This is a genomic window from Streptomyces viridochromogenes DSM 40736 (genome assembly GCF_000158955.1).
Lineage (GTDB): Bacteria > Actinomycetota > Actinomycetes > Streptomycetales > Streptomycetaceae > Streptomyces > Streptomyces venetus.
In genome coordinates this window covers 4926408-4946597 of record NZ_GG657757.1, presented here as the reverse complement: position 1 = coordinate 4946597, position 20190 = coordinate 4926408, and the positions used below count along the sequence as shown (strand labels likewise).

Sequence of the window (20190 nt, the reverse complement as noted above, 5' to 3'; positions counted from 1 at the left end):
GGCCCTCGCCACGCTCACACCTTCGCAAGGGCTTGTCCCGGACTTTCCTTGGCCTTTGAAACACCTTTGATGTGGGGAGTGAACCTCTCTCCCCGAGACACCGTCCTAGAGGGCGCAATGTCGCCGGATGCCCGAATCGGCACCGGATCCAAGGTCTCTCGCAAGAACTACGGGATGCGATGTCTGTCAGGACAGATGAGGAAATGTCGGGTGAGGTTCCGCGTCGCGGCAACGGCGCGGCTCGTCCAGGCCGGGTGAGCCGGGGGCGCCGGCTGCTGCGCGGTCCACGCCCCGAGGCCGTCCCCCTCCTCGTCGGCAGAGCGTGCGCCCTCGTGGGCCTCCTGGACATCGCGGGGGGCGTCTTCCCACGCTTCCGGCACAGCCGCATGCACGCGCTTGCCGAGGTGCTGCCGGGCGCGTTCGGCCCGTTCGCGGCCGCCCTGTCCCTCAGCGCCGGTGTGCTGTTGCTGCTGCTCGCCCACGGCCTCAAACGCGGCAAGCGCCGGGCCTGGCGGGCGGCCGTGGCCCTGCTCCCGGCCGGTGCCGTCGCGCAGTTCACCTACCGGCACTCGATCCTGGGCGTCCTGATCTCCCTGGCCCTGCTGGCGCCCCTGCTGCGCCACCGCGACCAGTTCGACGCGCTGCCCGACCCGCGCAGCCGCTGGCGGGCGCTCGCCAACTTCGTCCTCATGAGCGCCGGTTCGCTCCTGCTGGGCCTGCTCATCGTCAGCGTCCAGGGCGAGCGCATGGTCGGCGACCCGAGCCTGGCCGACCGCATCGCCCACGTCGTCTACGGCCTGTTCGGCTTCGAGGGGCCCGTCGACTACCAGGGCACCACCTCGTGGACGGTCGCCTTCTCGCTCGGCGCCCTCGGCCTGCTCACCGCCGTCACCACCATCTACCTGGCCTTCCGCCCCGAACACCCCGCCGCGCACCTCACCGAGGAGGACGAGGCCCGGCTGCGCGCCCTGCTCGACAAGCACGGCGGCCGCGACTCCCTCGGCCACTTCGCGCTGCGCCGCGACAAGGCCGTCGTCTTCTCCCCCAGCGGCAAGGCCGCGGTGACGTACCGCGTGGTCTCCGGCGTGATGCTCGCCAGCGGCGACCCCATCGGCGACGTCGAGGCCTGGCCCGGCGCCATCGAACAGTTCATGGACGAGGCCAAGGCCCACTCCTGGACCCCCGCCGTCATGGGCTGCTCCGAGACCGGCGGCGAGGTGTGGACCCGCGAGACCGGGCTCGACGCCCTCGAACTGGGTGACGAGGCGGTGGTGGACGTCAAGGATTTCTCACTCGCCGGCCGCGCGATGCGCAACGTGCGCCAGATGGTCAAGCGCATCGAGCGCGCCGGTTACGAAACCCGGGTACGACGTGTCCGTGACCTCGGCGAGGCCGAGCTGGAACGCATCCGCGGCGCCGCCGACGACTGGCGCGGCACCGACACCGAGCGCGGCTTCTCCATGGCACTGGGCCGCGTCGGCGACCCCGCCGACGGCGACTGCCTCATCGCCACCGCCCACAAGCAGGACGACCACCCCGGCCCCTACGGCGACCTGAAGGCGATCCTGCACTTCGTGCCCTGGGGCACCGACGGCGCCTCCCTGGACCTCATGCGCCGCGACCGCACGGCCGACCCGGGCATGAACGAACTGCTCATCGTCGCCGCCCTCCAAGCCGCCCCCAAGCTCGGCATCACACGCGTCTCCCTCAACTTCGCCATGTTCCGCGCGGCCCTGGCACGCGGCGAGAAGATCGGCGCCGGCCCGGTGCTGCGCGCCTGGCGCGGACTGCTCGTCTTCCTCTCCCGCTGGTTCCAGATCGAATCGCTGTACAAGTTCAACGCCAAGTTCCAGCCCCGCTGGGAACCCCGCTTCGTCGTCTACCGCGCCTCCGCCGACCTGCCCCGCATCGGCTTCGCCGCCATGCAGGCCGAAGGCTTCGTCAACCTCGCCCTCCCCCTGCCGCGCCTCCTGCGCCGCCGTCGCCCGGCCGGCCGCCGCCCCTGCGCCCACGGCACGACGGCGGAGCGGAACGTCCGGGCGGCGTGAGCGGTCCGGACCGGCCCGGGCCGCAGCGCCTGACGGCCGCCCCCTGGGCCTACGCTGAACATATGAGCAACCAGAGCGGACGCGGGCGCGTCGCGGGCCTGCCGGGATGGGACCGCTGCGCGGTCATGGGAGTCGTGAACGTCACCCCCGACTCCTTCTCCGACGGCGGCCGCTTCTTCGACACCACGGCCGCCGTCAAACGCGGTCTGGAACTGGTCACCGAGGGCGCGGACCTCGTCGATGTCGGCGGCGAGTCCACCCGCCCCGGCGCCACCCGGGTGGACGAGTCCGAGGAGCTCCGCCGCGTGATCCCCGTCGTCCGCGGTCTGGCCTCCGAGGGCGTCACGGTCTCCGTCGACACCATGCGCGCCTCCGTGGCCGCACAGGCCCTCACCGCGGGCGCCGCCCTCGTCAACGACGTCAGCGGCGGCCTCGCCGACCCGCGCATGATCCCCGCCGTCGCCGACGCCGGCGCCCCCTTCGTCGTCATGCACTGGCGCGGCTTCCTCCAGGGCGGCAACGTCAGGGGCGTGTACCAGGACGTCGTCACCGAGGTCGCCGACGAGCTCCACGCGCGCGTGGAGGCCGTACTGGAGGGCGGCATCGCACCCGACCGCGTCGTCGTCGACCCCGGCCTCGGCTTCTCCAAGGACGCCGGGCACGACCTCGCGCTCCTCGCCGGCCTCGACCGGATACTCGGCCTCGGCCACCCCCTGCTCGTCGCCGCCTCCCGCAAACGGTTCCTCGGCCGGGTCCTCGCCGGCCCGGACGGCCCTCCCCCGCCCGCACGCGAACGCGACGCCGCCACCGCCGCCGTCTCCGCGCTCGCGGCGCACGCCGGCGCGTGGGCGGTACGGGTGCACGAGGTGCGCGCCACAGCGGACGCGGTACGGGTCGCCCATGCCATCGAAACGGCGCGGGCGGCTCACCCCGGCGCAGAAGGAGCCCGGTGAGCGCCCCACACACCGACGTCGAGCAGGTCGAGGCCGCCAACACCGCCTTCTACGAGGCGCTGGAACAGGGCGACTTCGAGGAACTGGCGTCCCTCTGGCTGACCCCCTCCGACCTGGGCGTCGACGAGGAGTACCACGACCCGGCCGACTCCGGCGTGGTCTCCTGCGTGCACCCCGGCTGGCCCGTGCTCACCGGCCGCGGCGAGGTCCTGCGCTCCTACGCGCTGATCATGGCGAACACCGACTACATCCAGTTCTTCCTGACCGACGTGCACGTCTCCGTCACCGGCGACACCGCCCTGGTCACCTGTACGGAGAACATCCTCAGCGGCGGCCCCGCCCCCAAGGGCGACGAGGAGCTCGGCCCGCTCGTCGGACAGCTCGTGGTCGCCACCAATGTGTTCCGGCGCACGCCCCAGGGGTGGAAGCTCTGGTCGCACCACGCTTCCCCCGTTCTGGCCGAAAACGACGAGGAGGAGGGGGACGAGACCCCCTCCTGACTGGGTAGTCGCCTGACAAGAGCCCTCCGGAGCCGGGAACGGAGGCCGGAGCGGCCCGCCCGTGAGGACCAAGAAGTGGTTGGAATCACGGACCTCCGGGTATGGGCGGCTACCAACCCATGAGCCGCCGGGTTCGCCAGGGGAAACGCTGGATGAATCCTTCCGGGCCCGGCCCGGGCCCACACCCCCCGTGGCCCGGCCCCGTCCGGGCTCGCAGGTAGATTCGACCGAGGCCGGTGTGCCGCCCGCACACGGCACCGCCCGGCCGTGACCGACGATTGCAGGAGTGATTCGCGTGGATCGTGTCGCGCTGCGCGGCCTGAAGGCCCGCGGGCACCACGGTGTGTTCCCGAGGGAGCGCGAGGAGGGCCAGACCTTCATCGTGGACCTCGTCCTCGGCCTGGACACCCGGCCGGCCGCGGCCGACGACGACCTGGCGAAGACCGTGCACTACGGCATCGTGGCGGAGGAAGTCGTGGCCGTCGTCCAGGGCGAGCCCGTCAACCTCATCGAGACGCTCGCCGAGCGCATCGCCCAGGTATGCCTGAAGCACGACGGGGTCCAGCAGGTCGAGGTGTGCGTCCACAAGCCGGACGCCCCGATCACGGTCCCCTTCGACGACGTGACCGTCACCATCATCCGGAGCCGAGTATGACTGCACCGTTCATCAAGGGTCCCAGCGACCCGACCGTACAGCCGGTACCCGCCTCCGTCGTCGACAAGGTCGACGCCGCCGACACCACGCTGTCCAACCCGAAACGGGCGGTCGTCGCGCTCGGCTCCAACCTCGGCAACCGCCTGGAGACCCTCCAGGGAGCCATCGACGCCCTGGAGGACACCCCCGGCGTCCGCATCAAGGGCGTCTCCCCCGTGTACGAGACCGAACCGTGGGGCGTGGACCCCGGCAGCCAGCCCGCCTACTTCAACGCGGTCGTCGTCCTGAAGACCACCCTCCCGCCGTCCTCGCTCCTGGAGCGCGCGCACGCGGTCGAGGAGGCCTTCCACCGCGTCCGAGACGAACACTGGGGCCCGCGCACCCTGGACGTCGACATCGTGTCGTACGCGGACGTCGTCTCCGACGACCCGCAGCTCACACTCCCCCACCCCCGCGCCCACGAGCGGGCCTTCGTCCTGGCCCCCTGGCACGATCTGGACCCCGAGGCGCAGTTGCCCGGCCGCGGCCCCGTCGCCGGTCTGCTGGACGCCGTCACCCGTGAAGGCGTGGCGCCCCGCGGGGACCTGGAACTCCGGCTGCCCGAATAGCCGTTAAGGTCAAGACGGCCGCGGCACGGGGCCGGAGCCGGGGGGGGAACCGAAGGGACACCGTGAAAGAGCTGCGCATCAGGGTCCTGGCCGGCGTGTTCGTCGTGGCCGGGGTCCTGTCCTGGGCCGGCGCCCGCCTGTGGAACGCGGTCGGGACCCTGCCCGGCGTGCCCATGGCCGCCCCCATCGTCCTCGCCGCGATCGCCGTGATCCTGCTGGCCACGGCGCTCTCGCTGCGCGCCCGCCTGAAGGCCCAGCGCGAGCGGCAGCCGGACGCCAAGGGCGTCGACCCCATGATGGCGGCCCGCGCGGTCGTCTTCGGCCATGCCAGCGCCCTGGTCGCGGCCCTCGTCGCCGGGATGTACGGCGGCACCGGCGTCTTCCTCCTGGAGTACCTGGAGATCCCCGCCCGCCGCGACCAGGCCATCTACGCCGGCGTCTCCGTCCTCACAGGCATCGCCGTCATAGCGGCGGCCATCTTCCTGGAACGAGTCTGCAAACTCCCCGACGACGACGAACACAACAACGCGGGCACGGCCCCTACGACGTGACCCGTACCGACCGTGCCGTCCGAGCACGTAGCTCCGACCAGGTAACCGAATTCGTATCCCGGCTTGATCGTCAGCCGTTCCCAAGGACGATGTCGGGCACCACTGACAATCGGGTCAGCGCGCCAGTATCAGGCTCATCGCCTCGGCACGCGTCGTAGCGTCCCGGAGCTGGCCGCGGACCGCCGATGTCGTGGTCTTGGCCCCCGGCTTGCGGATGCCGCGCACGGACATGCACATGTGCTCCGCCTCGATGACGACGATCGCGCCCCGTGCCTCGAGGATCTTCATGAGGGAGTCGGCGATCTGCGTGGTGAGTCGTTCCTGCACCTGCGGCCGCCGGGCGAACACCTCGACGAGACGTGCCAGCTTCGAGAGGCCGGTGATCTTGCCCGTCTCCGCCGGGATGTAGCCGACGTGAGCCACGCCGTGGAACGGCAGCAAGTGATGTTCGCACAGAGACACGATTTCGATGTCCTTGACCAGGACCATCTCGTCATGCCCAAGGTCGAACGTAGTCGTCAGGACATCCTCAGGCTCCTGGCGAAGCCCGGCCAGGAGCTCACGGTATGCCCGCGCCACCCGCGCCGGCGTCTCCCGGAGACCCTCGCGGTTGGGGTCCTCGCCGACCGCGATCAGCAGTTCGCGGACGGCGTTCTCGGCCCGCTTCTCGTCGAACTCGCCGATCTGGCCCTCGCCGTCCAGCGTCACGGGGTCGGTCATCTGGTGCCTCGTTCCTGTGTCCATCACGGGGGCGGCCTGCGGGAATGGCGGAAAGCCGCGCCCCCCAGGCTAAAACCTGGGGGGCGCGGCTTTCATTCCGGGCCCGGTGGGGGCGCCGGGAGAGCGATGGTCAGCTCTCGGGGCGTTCCTCCGGGGCGTGCTCGGGCGCCGGGGTGGGCTCCGCCGCGGTGCTCTTCGCGGTGCTGATCGCCGGCGACGCGCCGTTCGCCCCGTTCGTCAGGGCCAGCTCCTTGGGGGAGAGGACCGGCGGACGGGTGGACGGCGTGCGGCGGGAGGAGCCGGTCCAGGCGGGCCTGGGCGGACGCTTGACGATCGGGGCGAAGATCTCGGCGATCTCCTCCTTGCCCAGCGTCTCCTTCTCCAGCAGCTGCAGCACCAGGTTGTCGAGGACGTCGCGGTTCTCGACCAGGATCTCCCACGCCTCGTTGTGCGCGGTCTCGATGAGCTTCTTGACCTCTTCGTCGACCAGCGCGGCGACCTCTTCCGAGTAGTCGCGCTGGTGAGCCATCTCACGTCCGAGGAAGGGCTCGGTGTTGTCCCCGCCGAACTTGATCGCACCGAGGCGCTCGGTCATGCCGTACTGCGTGACCATGGCCCGAGCCAGGCCGGTGGCCTTCTCGATGTCGTTGGCGGCACCCGTCGTCGGGTCGTGGAAGACGAGCTCCTCGGCCGCGCGGCCGCCCAGCATGTAGGCGAGCTGGTCGAGCATCTCGTTACGCGTGGTCGAGTACTTGTCCTCGTCCGGAAGCACCATCGTGTAGCCGAGGGCGCGGCCTCTCGACAGGATCGTGATCTTGTGGACGGGATCGGAGTTCGGGGAGGCCGCCGCGACCAGGGCGTGTCCGCCCTCGTGGTACGCGGTGATCTTCTTCTCCTTGTCCGACATGATCCGGGTCCGCTTCTGCGGGCCCGCGACCACACGGTCGATCGCCTCGTCCAGCATCTGGTTGTCGATCAGCTTCTTGTTGCTGCGGGCCGTCAGCAGGGCGGCCTCGTTCAGCACGTTGGCCAGATCGGCACCCGTCATGCCGGGCGTACGGCGGGCCATGGCCGACAGGTCGACGTCGGGCGCGACCGGCTTGCCCTTCTGGTGAACCTTGAGGATCTCCAGACGGCCCTGCATGTCCGGGCGGTCGACGGCGATCTGCCGGTCGAAGCGGCCGGGGCGCAGCAGCGCCGGGTCGAGGATGTCGGGCCGGTTGGTCGCGGCGATGAGGATCACGCCGCCCTTGACGTCGAAGCCGTCCATCTCGACGAGCAGCTGGTTCAGCGTCTGCTCGCGCTCGTCGTGACCACCGCCGAGGCCGGCGCCGCGGTGGCGGCCGACCGCGTCGATCTCGTCGACGAAGACGATCGCCGGGGCGTTCGCCTTGGCCTGCTCGAAGAGGTCACGGACTCGGGAGGCACCGACACCGACGAACATCTCGACGAAGTCGGAACCGGAGATCGAGTAGAACGGCACGCCCGCCTCGCCCGCGACGGCACGCGCGAGCAGGGTCTTGCCGGTGCCGGGCGGGCCGTACAGCAGCACACCCTTGGGGATCTTGGCGCCGACGGCCTGGAACTTGGCCGGCTCCTGGAGGAACTCCTTGATCTCGTGGAGCTCCTCGACGGCCTCGTCCGACCCGGCGACGTCCGAGAAGGTCGTCTTAGGGGTGTCCTTGGTGATGAGCTTCGCCTTGGACTTCCCGAAGTTCATGACGCGGGAGCCGCCGCCCTGCATCTGGTTCATCAGGAACAGGAAGATGACCACGATGAGGACCAGAGGCAGCAGGAAGGAGATCAGCATCCCGATGAACGGGTTCTGCTTGGACGGCGAGACCGTGTAGCCGTCCGAGATCTGCTTGTCCTGGTACTTGTTCTGCAGCGTGTTGGCGATGTCCACGCCCTGGTCGCCGATATAGCTCGCCTGGATCTTCGAGCTGCCGTCGACCTTTACGCCGTCCTTGAGCGTGACCTTGATGGTCTGCTCGTCACCGGTGGTCAGCTTGGCCGACTCCACCTTGTTCTGGTTGATCGCCTGGACGACCTGGCCGGTGTCCACCGTCTTGTAGCCGCCGGACGAGCCGACGACCTGCATCAACACGACCACGGCAAGGACGGCCAGCACGATCCACATGACCGGCCCACGGAAGTATCGCTTCACGTCCATCCATACGGAGCGATGTCGCCCCGTCCCTCCTGCCATAGTGAGTTTGATAAAGACTGTTCTTCGGACGGTACCCCAGCATTGTCACCTGAAGCTGCGCGGGACGGCTGGCGATCCGTCTACGCATGCTCCAACGGCGGGAAGGGCGCTGGGGTTCCCGATCACGTTCACGGCACCCCGGGCGGGGTTCAGCCGCCGTACACGTGGGGCGCGAGCGTACCGACGAACGGGAGGTTGCGGTACTTCTCGGCGTAGTCCAGGCCGTAGCCCACGACGAATTCGTTGGGGATGTCGAAGCCGACCCATTCCACGTCGATGGCGACCTTGGCGGCATCGGGCTTGCGCAGCAGGGTGCACACCTTGAGGGATGCGGGCTCGCGCGAGCCGAGGTTGGAGATCAGCCAGGACAGGGTGAGGCCGGAGTCGATGATGTCCTCGACGATGAGGACGTGCTTGCCCTTGACGTCGGTGTCGAGGTCCTTGAGGATCCGCACCACACCGGAGGACTGGGTGCCCGCCCCGTACGAGGACACGGCCATCCAGTCCATGGTGACGGGGGTGGACAGCGCCCGGGCGAGGTCGGCCATGACCATCACCGCGCCCTTGAGGACGCCGACGATCAGCAGGTCCTTGCCCGCGTACTCCGCGTCGATCTTCGCTGCCAGCTCGGCCAGCTTGGCGTCGATCTCTTCTTTGGTGATGAGCACCTGCTGGAGGTCGGCACCCATGTCTTTCGCGTCCACCCGCATCACTTTCGGTCGTCCCTGGCCGAGCGGCCCCTCAACCGACTGCTCGGAGGGGCCGTGGTTTCAGCCTTGCCGAATCACCAGTCTGCCACCCTGCCGCCGGGCCACTACCTTGCCGGGGAGGTTGATGGCTCCCTGACCGCGCCAGCCGGTGATCAGCCGGTCGACTTCCTCGATGTGGCGGGCGAACAGTGAGCCGGCGGGGGCACCGGCGGCGATGGCGGCCCGGCGCAGGACGCGGCGGCGTACGGCGGGCGGCAGGGCGTACAGCTTGGCGCACTCCAGGAGGCCTGCGGCGTCGCGGACGCCGGCCTCGGCCTGGTCGGCCCAGCTGTCGAGGGCGTCGGCGTCGTCGCGGGAGAGCCGGGCCGTGCGCGCCAGGGCCTCGACGACGCCCTTGCCGAGGGCCTTCTCCAGGGCGGGCAGGCCCTCGTGGCGGAGCCGGGAGCGGGTGTAGGCCGGGTCGGCGTTGTGCGGGTCGTCCCAGACGGGCAGGGACTGGACCATGCAGGCCTTGCGGGCGGTCTGCCGGTCGAGCTCCAGGAAGGGGCGCCGGTAACGGCCGTCGGCCCCCGAGACCGCGGCCATTCCGGACAGGGAGCGGATGCCGGATCCGCGGGCCAGGCCCAGCAGGACGGTTTCGGCCTGGTCGTCGCGGGTGTGGCCGAGCAGGACCGCGGTGGCGCCGTGGCGTTCGGCCGCGGTGTCGAGGGCGGCGTAGCGGGCGTCGCGGGCGGCGGCCTCGGGGCCGCCCGACCGGCCGACGGTCACGGTGACGGAGTCGACGGGGTCGAGTCCGAGTTCGCGCAGGCGCAGGACGACTTCCGCGGCGCGTACGTCGGAGCCGGCCTGGAGGCCGTGGTCGACGGTCACGCCGCCGGCGCGGATGCCGAGTCTGGGGGCCTCGAAGGCGAGGGCGGAGGCCAGGGCCATGGAGTCGGCGCCGCCGGAGCATGCCACGAGCACGAGCGGCGAGGGTGGGGGTACCTCCCTGCTCGAGCGCGGCCGAGAGCTTGGGGGAGGCTCGTGCGAGGGGGCGTGCGGGAGTGCGGCTGTGGCGCCGTGGTGTTCGGTGAGGAGGTCGTGGAGGACGCGGCGGACCGCCAGGCGTATCGCCGCGACCGCAGGATGGGGACCCATGTCCGGTTCCCTTCATGAAGTTTTCGGGGGGTGAACCCGATGCCAGTCACGCAGAGTGTATAGATGGTGACAGAATCGGGCCGTTCCCCGAGCATTGCACGCCTACCCCTCGCTCACGGTCCCTCGGACGGGTGATTGGAGGGGCGTTCGCCTGCCGTCTGCCGGTTCCGCTTCACGACCTTCCCGCGTCGTTCACTACTCGGCCCGCCGATGCACCCGCGCGATCCAGTCCGCCGGTTTGGCGATCTCCGCCTTGGTGGGGAGGGTGTTGGGCGAGGTCCAGACGCGGTTGAAGCCGTCCATCCCGGCCTCGTCGACGACGGCCCGTACGAAGCGCTCGCCGTCCCGGTACTGGCGGAGTTTGGCGTCCAGGCCGAGCAGTTTGCGCAGGGCCAGGTCCAGGCGGGAGGCGCCCTTGGCGCGGCGCTGCTGGAACTTCTCGCGGATCTCGCCGACGGTCGGTACGACGTCCGGGCCGACTCCGTCCATCACGAAGTCGGCGTGGCCCTCCAGCAGGGACATCACGGCGGTGAGGCGGCCGAGGATCTCGCGCTGGGCGGGCGTCTGGACGATCTCGACGAGGGAGCGGCCGCCGTCGTCCTCCTCGGCCTCGGGGCGGCCCCCGGCGAGCGTCTGGGCGGCTTCCCGGACGCGCTCCAGGACGGTCATGGGGTCGACGTCGGTCTCCTCCAGGAACGCCTGGATCTCGCCCTCGAGGTGGTCCCGCAGCCAGGGCACGGCCGTGAACTGGGTGCGGTGGGTCTCCTCGTGCAGGCAGACCCAGAGCCTGAAGTCGTGCGGGTCGACGTCGAGTTCGCGCTCCACGTGCACGATGTTCGGGGCGACGAGCAGGAGCCGGCCGCCGCCGTTGCCGCCTGCCGGGAGGTCGCGGGTGGCCGGGGCGAAGGTCTCGTACTGGCCGAGGACGCGGGAGGCGAGGAAGGACAGCAGCATGCCGAGCTCGACGCCGGTGACCTTGCCGCCGACGGCGCTCATGACCGCGCCGCCGGGGGTGTTGCCGCGCCGTTCCTGCATCTTGTCGAGGAGGGGCCTGAGGAGCTCCCGGAAGCCGGCGACGTTGGCCCGGATCCAGCCGGGGCGGTCGACGACCAGGACGGGGGTGTCGTGGCCCTCCTCCGTGCCCAGACGAGTGAAGCCCCGGACGTGTTCCTCCGAGGCCTTCGCGTGCCGCCGCAGTTCCGCGACGACGGCCCTCGCCTCGTCGCGGCTGACGTCGGGGCCCGGTCGTACGAGCCGGGTCGCGGTCGCGACCGCGAGATTCCAGTCGACCATGCCGGTTGAAGCACCACCGATGCTCGTCATGCGTCAACCGTACGTGAGCTCTCGCCGGTGGGGCAGGGCGACGAGGGTGGGATACGTCGAGGTCGGTTGCGGGTGCTCGGCGTGGTGTGCCGTGCCCACCCGTGCCGCCCCGGCGGCACGACTGCCCACGGCGGGGCGCGGCGGCCGGCTCACGGCGGGGCGGGTGCGGCGAGCGGGCGTGGCGCGCCGGGCCGCTAGCGGCAGCCGCAGTTCGACAGGGTCGTCGCCGCTCTGTCCAGGGCCTTCTGGGCCTCCTCCGGGTTCGTCGTGTCGTTGGCCATGAACGCGAAGGCCAGCAGGCGGCCGTCCTGGTCGACCACCGTGCCCGCGAGGGTGTTGACCCCGGTGAGGGTGCCTGTCTTGGCGCGGACCGCGCCGGCTGCTCCGTCCGTGTAACGGCTGGTCAGGGTGCCGGTGAAGCCGGCGACGGGCAGGCCGGTGAGGGCCGGGCGGAGTTCGGGGTGGGCGGGGTCGGCCGCCTTGGTCAGGAGCGCGGTGAGGAGGTCCGGCGTCAGCCGGTCGGCGCGGTCGAGGCCGCTGCCGTCCTTGAAGGAGGAGCCGTCGAGCGGGAGGCCGAGCTTGCGGAGCCGGGCGCTGATCGCCCGGCCGGCTCCGGCGAAGTCGGCGCGGTCGCCCGAGGCGAGCGCCGTCTGGCGGGCCAGGGCCTCCGCGATGTCGTTGTCGCTGTCGGTCAGCATGCGTTCGACCAGGGCGGACAGCGGGGGCGAGGAGACCGCCGCGAGTGTCTTCGCGCGGGTCGTGGCCTTCGACGGGCCCGGGGCCGTGGCCTTGACGCCGCGGGACTTGAGGAGGTCGCCGAAGCGGTGGGCCGCGTCCGCCGCCGGGTCCTCCACGCGGTCTGCCGGGCCGCTGGTCGAGTCGTTCGTGCGGCCCTCGTCGGCCATCAGGGGGCTGAGGGGGGCGAGGTTGGGGTTGACCCCGATCGGGTGCATTTCGGTGCCCGCGTAGAGGGTCGTGTCGTAGGAGAGCGTCACCTCGCGGACGCCGCGCTGGGCCAGGGCGGCGGCCGTCTTGTCGGCCAGGACGCGGAGGCTGGCCCACCCGCCGGCGGCCTCGCGGGCGGTGAGGGTGGGGTCGCCGCCGCCGACCAGGACGACTTCCTTCGTGTCCGGTTCCAGGGCGGCGCGGGTGGTGAGGCGGTGGTCGGCTCCCATCGCGGACAGCGCGGCGACGGCCGTGGCGATCTTCGTCGTCGAGGCCGGGGTGAGCGCGGCGTCCTGGTCCGTGCCGTACAGGCTCCTGCCGGTCGTGACGTCCACGACCGACGCGGCGGGGCGCGTGCCGAGCGCCGGGTCCTTCAGCAGGGGCGTCAGAGCCTGCGCGAGGGCCTTGCCGTCCGGGGCGGACTTGACGGTGCTGATGCCGCCGAGGCCGGTCAGCACCGGCCCGGCGCTGGGGGCGGGCCGGGGCTGCGCGGGTGCGCCGGGAGCCCGGCCGTGATCTGTGCCACCCACGCGGCCGAGGGCGGCGGCCCGGTCCCGCTCGGCCGTACGCTGACCCGAGGAGTCCCAGGGACCGGTGGCGGTCACCACACCGGCGGCCAGTGCCAGCCCGGCGGTGGCGGCGCCTGCGGCGTACTGCCAGGTCTTCGGCCGCGTGACCCGCGCGACCTGCGGTTTCCCGGCCCGTGCGAGCCGCGCGATCCGTGGTTTCGCGGCTGCGGCGGCCCGGGCCAGCCGCGGTCGTACGGCGTCCGCGATCCGCACCACGTGCGGTCTCGCGGCCCGCCAAGGCCTCAGCTCTGGCACGACCACCAGCCCCTTTCGCGATCACACAGCTGCGTGAGGGACACTTAACCACCAGAACTATGTGTTGATCATGGAGGAGCCACCGGTGGAGTTCGACGTCACGATCGAGATTCCGAAGGGTTCGCGCAACAAGTACGAGGTGGACCACGAGACCGGTCGGATCCGCCTGGACCGTCGCCTCTTCACCTCGACCAGCTACCCGGCCGACTACGGCTTCGTCGAGAACACCCTCGGCGAGGACGGCGACCCGCTGGACGCGCTGGTCATCCTGGACGAGCCGACCTTCCCGGGCTGCCTCATCCAGTGCCGTGCGATCGGCATGTTCCGTATGACGGACGAGGCCGGTGGCGACGACAAGCTGCTGTGCGTGCCGGCGCACGACCCGCGTGTGGAGCACCTGCGGGACATCCACCACGTGTCGGAGTTCGACCGCCTGGAGATCCAGCACTTCTTCGAGGTCTACAAGGACCTGGAGCCCGGCAAGTCGGTCGAGGGCGCCAACTGGGTGGGCCGTACGGACGCGGAGGCCGAGATCGAGCGGTCCTACAAGCGCTTCAAGGAGCAGGGCGGCCACTGACCTCCCCCTCCCCTGATGCCGATGGGCCGCACGCGTGCGCGTGCGGCCCGTTCGTCCGTGTGTGCGCATACTGAGGCAGTGGGGGGTACGAGGCCGACGTGTCGTACAGGGAGCACCAGGCAGTGACGGACGCGGAGGACCGCAAGCCGAAGTCGGACGAGGCGAGGAGTGGGTTCCTGCCTCCGGCCGGGACCGCCGTCGACGGGGACATGTCGACCACCTCGGAGTTCGCGATCCCCGAGGGGCTCGCCCTCCACAGGGGGGCCGTCTCGGAGTCCGAGACGACATCCGAGTTCGCCGTGCCGGACGGGCTGGATGTGTCGCACGCGCCCCCGGCGGAGTCCGAGGGCTCGGCGTTCACACCGCCGAACACGTACAGCTCGAAGTACGCGCCGTCGGCGTTCACGCCGCCGAGCGGGATCCCCGTGGTCAGTCTGACCAAGGACGTGCCCTGGCAGGACCGGATGCGCACCATGCTGCGCATGCCGGTGGCGGAGCGGCCGGCGCCGGAGCCGGTGCAGCGGCACACCGACGAGGCGGGGCCCGCCGTGCCGCGCGTGCTCGACCTGACGCTGCGTATCGGCGAGTTGCTGCTGGCGGGCGGTGAGGGCGCCGAGGACGTGGAGGCGGCGATGTTCGCCGTCTGCCGGTCGTACGGTCTGGACCGCTGCGAGCCCAACGTCACCTTCACGCTGCTGGCGGTCTCGTACCAGCCGTCCCTCGTCGACGACCCGGTCACGGCGTCCCGGACCGTGCGGCGCCGGGGCACCGACTACACGCGGCTGGCGGCCGTGTACCAGCTGGTGGACGACCTCAGCGACGACGAGACGGCGGTCTCCCTGGAGGAGGCCTACCGGCGGCTGGCGGAGATCCGCCGTAACCGGCACCCCTATCCCGGCTGGGCGCTGACCGTGGCGAGCGGGGCGCTGGCGGGTGCGGCCTCCGTGCTGGTCGGCGGTGACCTGCTCGTGTTCGTGGCGGCGGCGCTCGGCGCGATGCTCGGCGACCGGCTGGCGTGGTTGTGCGCCGGGCGCGGGCTGCCGGAGTTCTACCAGTTCACGGTGGCCGCGATGCCGCCGGCCGCGATCGGGGTCGCGCTGACGGTGGGCCACGTCGATGTGAAGGCCTCCGCGGTCATCACCGGTGGACTGTTCGCGCTGCTGCCCGGGCGGGCGCTGGTGGCGGGCGTGCAGGACGGGCTGACCGGCTTCTACATCACCGCGTCGGCGCGTCTGCTGGAGGTCCTGTACTTCTTCGTGGGCATCGTCGCGGGTGTGCTGCTGGTGCTGTACTTCGGTGTGCAGCTGGGGGCGCGGCTGAACCCGGACGCGGCGCTCGGGGCCTCCGACGAACCGGTGCTGATGATCGGTGCGTCGATGCTGCTGTCGCTGGCGTTCGCGGTGCTGCTGCAGCAGGAACGTTCCACCGTGGTGTGGGTGACGCTGAACGGGGGTGTCGCCTGGGTCGTCTACGGGGCGATGCACTACGCCGGGGGCATCTCGCCGGTGGCGTCCACCGCGGCGGCCGCGGGACTGGTGGGGTTGTTCGGGCAGTTGCTGTCCCGGTACCAGTTCGCCTCCGCCCTGCCCTACACGACCGCGGCGATCGGACCGCTGCTGCCGGGTTCCGCCACGTACTTCGGTCTGCTGGCGATCGCGCAGAGCAAGGTGGACGAGGGGCTGGTGTCGCTGTCCAGCGCGGTGGCTCTGGCCATGGCTATCGCCATCGGGGTGAATCTGGGGTCCGAGATCTCGCGGATGTTCCTGCGGATCGGGTCTGCGGAGAAGCGGCGGGCCGCCAAGCGGACCAGGGGGTTCTAGCTCCGCGGGCCTACTCGTGCCTACTGGGGGGCGGGGATTGCGACCGACGGCGGCTGCGTGTTGTCGGTGGCTTGTCGCGCCCACGCGGCGGAGCCGCACATCCAGCCCCGCGCCCCCAAGAAACGAGCAGGTCGCTTTCAGTAGCCGTTGTTGTAAGGGCCCTGCTGGGTGCCGTACTGCTGCTGTTGGCCGTAGCCCGGGGACTGGGGGTACTGGTTGTAGTACTGCTGGTCGTCGTAGCCGTTCTGGCCGCCGTAGGGCTGCTGGGGCTGCTGGTGCTGGTGGTGCTGGTGGGGCGGCTGGTCGTCCGGGGTGATGCGGCGGAGCTGGGTCGTGGCGTCGTCCATGGCGGGGGGCTGCTGCGACTGTGCCGGGGCCTCGGCCGCCGCGCGCTTCTTCTTCGAGCGTTCGCGGAGGTACTCGATGATGATCGGGACGACGGAGAGCAGGACGATCAGGACGAGGATCGCCTCGACGTTCTTCTTGATGACGTCGATCTGGCCGAGCCAGTAGCCCGCGAGGGTGACGCCGGTGCCCCAGGCGATGCCGCCGATGACGTTGTACGTGAGGAACGTGCGGTACTTCATGCGGCCGGCGCCGGCCACGATGGGGGCGAAGGTGCGCACGATGGGGACGAAGCGGGCCAGGACGATCGCCTTGGGGCCGTACTTCTCCATGAACTCGTGGGCCTTGTCCAGGTTCTCCTGCTTGAAGAGCTTGGAGTTCGGACGGCTGAAGAGCTTCGGGCCCAGGAACTTGCCGATCATGTAGCCGACCTGGTCACCGATGACGGCGGCAAGCACGATCAGCATGCAGACCAGCCACAGCGGCTGGGTGATGTAGGTGCCCTCGGCCACGAAGAGGCCCGCGGTGAACAGCAGGGAGTCGCCGGGCAGGAACGCGAAGAGTCCCGACTCGGCGAAGACGATGAGCAGGATCCCGGGCAGGCTGAACGTGGAGATCAGGTAGTCCGGGCTGAGCCACTCGGGGCCGAGCGCAAGCGTGGTCACGGGGATGTGGCTCCTGCTGCTGGGGGGATACGGGCTGGGGCTGACTGCTTCAAAGTATCAACGCAGCCGTCATGGCCCAGGTTCCACGGGCGTACTCAGGATGCACTGTGCGCGGTCCCGGTCAAAGCTGTGAACCATGGGCATCGATGAATACGGCGGCGGACAGGGCCCCCGGCCCGACGTCCTCGTCGTCACCACGAACGACGTACCCGGCTATCGCGTGCGGGAGGTGGTCGGTGAGGTCTTCGGCCTGACCGTGCGCTCCCGGCACCTGGGGAGCCAGATCGGCGCCGGGCTGAAGTCGATGGTCGGCGGTGAGCTGCGCGGGCTGACCAAGACCCTCGTGCAGACCCGCAACCAGGCCATGGAGCGGCTCGTCGAGCAGGCACGCGCGCGTGGTGCCAATGGTGTGCTCGCGTTCCGCTTCGACGTGACCGAGGCGGCGGACGTGGGCACGGAGGTGTGCGCCTACGGTACGGCCGTGGTGATCGAGCCCGTGCACACGGAGTGACCGGGGCGTCTTCGGCGGTGGCCGGAGCCCCACCGTGCACTCCGTGGGAATCCGGCTCGCCGCACTCGCCCGTACGCGGGTGTCACCTGGCGGAGGCCGCCACGGGGGCGATGGCCGCGAGGGTCTTTCCGGCCAGCTCGGCCGCCCGCTCGGCCGCCCGCTTGTCGCTCTCGCCGAAGACGTAGAGGAGCGCCGGGTGGGTGGCGCCGAAGGCCAGCACGAAGCGGTTGAGGCCCATGAACTGCCCGATGCCGAGGTGGAACAGCGTCATCGAGCCGAGGAACGCCTTCGCCGCGGGCTTGGGCAGGACGAAGACCAGCGGGAAGGAGACCTCCGCCGCGATCGTTCCCCAGGTCACGAGCTTGCCGACCGTGGGGTACTCGTGCACCAGCCGGTAGACGCGCTGATCACCGTAGTTGCGCGTGCGGATGACTCCGCTGAACGCCTCTCCGCTGAGCCACACCGGGGACACGAGCTTGACCACGCCGGACGCGACGTAGGAGATGGTCGTCTCCAGCGCCAGCGCGCGCATCGCCACGTCGCGGGCCTTCTCGCCGTCCTTGAAGGTGCCGGTCGAGGCGAGGACGACGTTGATCACTTGCTGGAGCTGGTCGGCGCCGTCCCCGCCGAAGGGGGTGCGCAGCCGCCCGGCCGCGCCCGTCACCGCCAGGACGGCACTGCCGGCCGTGCGCACTCCGCGCTTGTGGGCCCAGATCAGCGTGGCGGCGGAGGCACCCGCCTGTACCCCGTACAGGGCGACCGCCGCCTTCTTGGACTCGAGGGCGCGCGTCAGCCGGGGAAAGCGTTTGGCGAACTTGGGGCGCATGTTGGCCAGTTGGCCGCTCAGCATTTCGCCCTCTTCGAACTTACGCGTCTGGCTCAGCATTTCCAGTGCGGAGACCAGCGTACCCAGCGAAGCCACTCGGCGTGCCGTGACCTCGGGTGGAGCGCTGAGGAACATGGATAGGTGCTCCCGTTGGTGTGATGCGAGTACGGTGGATACGGCAAACGGCGGCACGGTATGCGTATCGGGCGTACCGTGCCGCCGCTTTCGTCAAACGGAGCTAGCGATGCCGGTCAGCATCGCCTGCCGGCCCGTTGTTCAGCCGGCGAGGTCGTTCGTGACCTCGTTCAGCGCGTAAGCGGTCGCGGCGGTGACCGCGACACCCTCCGGGGTGGCGAGGGCGGCCAGCGGGGTGAGCATGGTCGGGGTCGCGTCGTTGCCGATACGGCCCGGGGTCACGTCGGCCAGCTCGGTGTTGGCGAAATCAGCCACAACAGACATTGTTGTCCTCTTTCTGTCAGTAATTCGCAGAGCGAGTTCTCCAGCCGTTCGGCGGGAGGGCGCGGACTCACGCGGCACGAGGGTGCGGTGCCGAGTGAGCTCGCAGCTTCCAGTCGAGAGGGTCGGTGTTCTCGCTACGCGGCTATTCGAGAAGGCGCTTCGGCGGGGGTGACGTCTCCCTCCAGGGGGAATTCCATGGAGACGAAGACGGGCTCGATGTGCCGGTCCTCCGGGCTCGTGGGATACGAGTGGAGCAGCATGAACTGGCTGTGCGTGGCGCCCTCGGCATGCGGCAGGTGGAGCTGGATGTGGCGCCCCAGCAGCCGGTACCCGGTCGCCGTCGTCACGGGAAGCACCGCCGATCCGAAGGCGACCGCGTGGGCGAGGGCGTGCTGGGTCGCGTCGAACAGGGCCTTCGGGCTCCGGTTGCGGGCGTTCCAGGCCAGTGCGTACCACGGCCGGTCCTGGACGATCGGGACCTCGGTCCACTCTCCGGGCTTGCCGTCCGTGAGGTCGCGGTAGAGCAGGTGGTTGTCCTTGACGCCGGGGTTGGGCCCGAAGAAGCGCCAGTTCGGGGTAGGTATGCGCAGCTTGCCGCGGTGCAGGAGACCGTCGAAGCGCTGCTCGGGGATCTGTGCCACGGCCGTCGCGATCAGCCATGCGGCCAGTGACGTCGTCACCGCGGCGGTCTTCACGCGTTCGGTGTTCACCTTCATGATCACGCCAGTTCCTCCTCCCGCTCGGCGACGCTCTCGGCGGCGGCCGGGCGCACCTTGGTGGACGGCCGCCACGACGTCCCGAGCGACTCGGAGGGCGGTTCGCCGACGATGAGCTCCGTCACCTCTTCGGCGTGCTTGCGCACGGAGAGGAGGGACTCGTGATCGGAGCCGGCGACGAAGTGGTGGCGGGCCCGCGTGGAGATGACGGCCAGCCTGGCCTGGATCCCGGCGTGCAGGGTGTTGTCGCCGATGTTGTTCTCCGCCGTGACGACGGTCAACGGGCAGTCCAGGGACGTCAGTTCCGGATAGGTCTGCGCGTCCCGGTACTCCCGGTGGGCGGTGGCCCACGTACGGGGGGTGGCCAGGAACGCCCGGTAGCTCCGGTTGATGTCCGGGCGGTACTGCTGGTGCGCGTTCATGGCGGGGCGGAAAACGGAGAGACCCGTGCCGGCGAACACCTGCTCCATCACCATCCGCTGGTGGGACCAGCGGTCCACGTCGGTGCGGCGGGCGTGGCGCAGGCTGACCACCTCGGTGGCGTCGATCATGACCACGTGGGTGACGCCCCGCACCGCGTCCGGGTGCAGCGACGCGTAGGCGGCGGCGAAGTACCCGCCCAGGGAGTGGCCGGCCAGGACGACCGGAAGATCGGCGATGTAGGTGTCGCGCAGCTCCTGCACCAGCTCGAAGTGTGCTTCCAGGCCGTACCGGGCACCCGGGGTGCTGAGCCCGTAGCCGGGGCGGTTGAACCGCACGTATCCCATGTCCTCGGGAAGTGCGCCGCAGACCCAGTCCCAGTATTCCTGGGGCGCGCCCATTCCGTTGTCCAGCAGAACGGCGCGCTGTGCGTGCGCAGGAATATGAACATCGACCTCGACGAGGCTGCCGTCCGGTCTTTCGTGCAGCTGATAGCGACGCGCACGCTCGCGCTTACCGGTGAATCGAGTTACCGCACCGGTCAGAAGGCTAGCGCCGGCCAATCCAGCAATGCCGACGGCAAACTGGCGCTCCAGAGACGCCACATTCCCTCCCCCGTGATGTGAAGTGACTGTCTGCCCGAAACACTAACAGGTGATGCCGGGCTA

At 70.5% G+C, this 20190-nt stretch carries 21 protein-coding genes; 10 read left to right on the top strand and 11 right to left on the bottom strand.

Annotated elements, in window-relative coordinates:
- The first annotated feature begins 203 nt into the window (after positions 1 to 203).
- The 6 genes from SSQG_RS21775 (at position 204) to SSQG_RS21750 (ending at position 5315) form a co-directional block, all read left to right on the top strand.
- The gene (locus tag SSQG_RS21775) at positions 204 to 2048 is read left to right on the top strand and encodes a phosphatidylglycerol lysyltransferase domain-containing protein (protein ID WP_039933351.1); all 1845 of its coding nucleotides are present in this window, start codon (positions 204 to 206) and stop codon (positions 2046 to 2048) included.
- Between the two features lie 62 nt (positions 2049 to 2110).
- A complete protein-coding gene (gene folP, locus SSQG_RS21770; RefSeq protein WP_003991995.1) occupies positions 2111 to 3001 on the top strand; it encodes a dihydropteroate synthase in 891 nt (296 codons plus the stop codon).
- The gene (locus tag SSQG_RS21765) at positions 2998 to 3501 is read left to right on the top strand and encodes a nuclear transport factor 2 family protein (protein WP_003991994.1); all 504 of its coding nucleotides are present in this window, start codon (positions 2998 to 3000) and stop codon (positions 3499 to 3501) included. Before folP ends, SSQG_RS21765 begins: the two co-directional genes overlap by 4 nt.
- A 295-nt stretch (positions 3502 to 3796) precedes the next feature.
- Entirely contained in the window at positions 3797 to 4156 is a 360-nt protein-coding gene (folB, locus tag SSQG_RS21760) for a dihydroneopterin aldolase (protein ID WP_039933349.1), read from the top strand.
- The gene (gene folK, locus SSQG_RS21755) at positions 4153 to 4764 is read left to right on the top strand and encodes a 2-amino-4-hydroxy-6-hydroxymethyldihydropteridine diphosphokinase (RefSeq protein WP_003991992.1); all 612 of its coding nucleotides are present in this window, start codon (positions 4153 to 4155) and stop codon (positions 4762 to 4764) included. Before folB ends, folK begins: the two co-directional genes overlap by 4 nt.
- Before the next feature lie 62 nt (positions 4765 to 4826).
- The gene (locus SSQG_RS21750; RefSeq protein WP_003991991.1) at positions 4827 to 5315 is read left to right on the top strand and encodes a DUF3180 domain-containing protein; all 489 of its coding nucleotides are present in this window, start codon (positions 4827 to 4829) and stop codon (positions 5313 to 5315) included.
- Positions 5316 to 5429: 114 nt separating this feature from the next.
- On the opposite strand, the gene folE is transcribed toward SSQG_RS21750, so the two are convergent.
- The 6 genes from folE to dacB form a co-directional block, all read right to left on the bottom strand.
- On the bottom strand, positions 5430 to 6035 hold the full coding sequence (folE, locus tag SSQG_RS21745; protein ID WP_003991990.1) for a GTP cyclohydrolase I FolE: 606 nt from the start codon (positions 6033 to 6035) through the stop codon (positions 5430 to 5432).
- A gap of 130 nt (positions 6036 to 6165) precedes the next feature.
- The gene (gene ftsH / locus SSQG_RS21740) at positions 6166 to 8208 is read right to left on the bottom strand and encodes an ATP-dependent zinc metalloprotease FtsH (RefSeq protein WP_039933347.1); all 2043 of its coding nucleotides are present in this window, start codon (positions 8206 to 8208) and stop codon (positions 6166 to 6168) included.
- Between the two features lie 185 nt (positions 8209 to 8393).
- Entirely contained in the window at positions 8394 to 8954 is a 561-nt protein-coding gene (hpt, locus tag SSQG_RS21735) for a hypoxanthine phosphoribosyltransferase (protein ID WP_039933346.1), read from the bottom strand.
- Positions 8955 to 9014: 60 nt separating this feature from the next.
- Positions 9015 to 10091, bottom strand: a complete 1077-nt coding sequence (gene tilS / locus SSQG_RS21730) for a tRNA lysidine(34) synthetase TilS (RefSeq protein WP_003991988.1) — start codon at positions 10089 to 10091, stop codon at positions 9015 to 9017.
- A 195-nt stretch (positions 10092 to 10286) separates the two neighbouring features.
- A complete protein-coding gene (locus SSQG_RS21725; protein ID WP_003991987.1) occupies positions 10287 to 11414 on the bottom strand; it encodes a zinc-dependent metalloprotease in 1128 nt (375 codons plus the stop codon).
- A gap of 194 nt (positions 11415 to 11608) precedes the next feature.
- Positions 11609 to 13189, bottom strand: coding sequence for a D-alanyl-D-alanine carboxypeptidase/D-alanyl-D-alanine endopeptidase (gene dacB / locus SSQG_RS21720; protein WP_039933344.1), 1581 nt, complete (start codon positions 13187 to 13189; stop codon positions 11609 to 11611).
- A 79-nt stretch (positions 13190 to 13268) separates the two neighbouring features.
- Here dacB and SSQG_RS21715 point away from each other — a divergent pair, with 79 nt between their 5' ends.
- Positions 13269 to 13760: an inorganic diphosphatase gene (locus SSQG_RS21715; RefSeq protein ID WP_003991985.1), complete on the top strand. Its 492-nt coding sequence runs from the start codon at positions 13269 to 13271 to the stop codon at positions 13758 to 13760.
- A 122-nt stretch (positions 13761 to 13882) separates the two neighbouring features.
- Positions 13883 to 15580, top strand: a complete 1698-nt coding sequence (locus tag SSQG_RS21710) for a threonine/serine ThrE exporter family protein (RefSeq protein ID WP_003991984.1) — start codon at positions 13883 to 13885, stop codon at positions 15578 to 15580.
- A gap of 137 nt (positions 15581 to 15717) precedes the next feature.
- Here the strand turns inward: SSQG_RS21710 and SSQG_RS21705 are convergent, their stop codons facing one another.
- The gene (locus tag SSQG_RS21705; protein WP_003991983.1) at positions 15718 to 16590 is read right to left on the bottom strand and encodes a DedA family protein; all 873 of its coding nucleotides are present in this window, start codon (positions 16588 to 16590) and stop codon (positions 15718 to 15720) included.
- A gap of 136 nt (positions 16591 to 16726) precedes the next feature.
- Between SSQG_RS21705 and SSQG_RS21700 the strand changes: the two genes are divergently transcribed.
- Positions 16727 to 17101 (top strand): YbjQ family protein, encoded by a 375-nt coding sequence (locus tag SSQG_RS21700; RefSeq protein WP_003991982.1) that lies wholly within the window; start codon positions 16727 to 16729, stop codon positions 17099 to 17101.
- Between the two features lie 82 nt (positions 17102 to 17183).
- Here SSQG_RS21700 and SSQG_RS21695 read toward each other — a convergent pair whose 3' ends face one another.
- The 4 genes from SSQG_RS21695 to SSQG_RS38275 form a co-directional block, all read right to left on the bottom strand.
- Entirely contained in the window at positions 17184 to 18023 is an 840-nt protein-coding gene (locus SSQG_RS21695; protein ID WP_244299212.1) for a hypothetical protein, read from the bottom strand.
- A 180-nt stretch (positions 18024 to 18203) separates the two neighbouring features.
- Entirely contained in the window at positions 18204 to 18377 is a 174-nt protein-coding gene (locus SSQG_RS40670; RefSeq protein WP_158681081.1) for a linaridin family RiPP, read from the bottom strand.
- Between the two features lie 143 nt (positions 18378 to 18520).
- Positions 18521 to 19102, bottom strand: a complete 582-nt coding sequence (locus tag SSQG_RS21690) for a hypothetical protein (protein WP_078507044.1) — start codon at positions 19100 to 19102, stop codon at positions 18521 to 18523.
- A 2-nt stretch (positions 19103 to 19104) separates the two neighbouring features.
- Positions 19105 to 19965, bottom strand: a complete 861-nt coding sequence (locus SSQG_RS38275; RefSeq protein WP_276327122.1) for an alpha/beta fold hydrolase — start codon at positions 19963 to 19965, stop codon at positions 19105 to 19107.
- Here SSQG_RS38275 and SSQG_RS41880 point away from each other — a divergent pair, their 5' ends adjacent.
- A complete protein-coding gene (locus tag SSQG_RS41880; protein WP_167545764.1) occupies positions 19966 to 20148 on the top strand; it encodes a hypothetical protein in 183 nt (60 codons plus the stop codon). It begins immediately after the preceding gene.
- The last annotated feature ends 42 nt before the right edge of the window (positions 20149 to 20190 follow it).

What these genes read in the sequence shown, in the direction of transcription:
- SSQG_RS21700 (WP_003991982.1), top strand. Translation starts at nt 16,727, where the DNA reads ATGGGCATCGATGAATACGGCGGCGGACAGGGCCCCCGGCCCGACGTC.
- SSQG_RS21775 (WP_039933351.1), top strand. Translation starts at nt 204, where the DNA reads ATGTCGGGTGAGGTTCCGCGTCGCGGCAACGGCGCGGCTCGTCCAGGC.
- tilS (WP_003991988.1), bottom strand. Translation starts at nt 10,091, where the DNA reads ATGGGTCCCCATCCTGCGGTCGCGGCGATACGCCTGGCGGTCCGCCGC.
- folE (WP_003991990.1), bottom strand. Translation starts at nt 6,035, where the DNA reads ATGACCGACCCCGTGACGCTGGACGGCGAGGGCCAGATCGGCGAGTTC.
- folP (WP_003991995.1), top strand. Translation starts at nt 2,111, where the DNA reads ATGAGCAACCAGAGCGGACGCGGGCGCGTCGCGGGCCTGCCGGGATGG.
- SSQG_RS21690 (WP_078507044.1), bottom strand. Translation starts at nt 19,102, where the DNA reads ATGAAGGTGAACACCGAACGCGTGAAGACCGCCGCGGTGACGACGTCA.
- folK (WP_003991992.1), top strand. Translation starts at nt 4,153, where the DNA reads ATGACTGCACCGTTCATCAAGGGTCCCAGCGACCCGACCGTACAGCCG.
- SSQG_RS41880 (WP_167545764.1), top strand. Translation starts at nt 19,966, where the DNA reads ATGAACATCGACCTCGACGAGGCTGCCGTCCGGTCTTTCGTGCAGCTG.
- SSQG_RS21725 (WP_003991987.1), bottom strand. Translation starts at nt 11,414, where the DNA reads ATGACGAGCATCGGTGGTGCTTCAACCGGCATGGTCGACTGGAATCTC.
- ftsH (WP_039933347.1), bottom strand. Translation starts at nt 8,208, where the DNA reads ATGGACGTGAAGCGATACTTCCGTGGGCCGGTCATGTGGATCGTGCTG.
- hpt (WP_039933346.1), bottom strand. Translation starts at nt 8,954, where the DNA reads ATGCGGGTGGACGCGAAAGACATGGGTGCCGACCTCCAGCAGGTGCTC.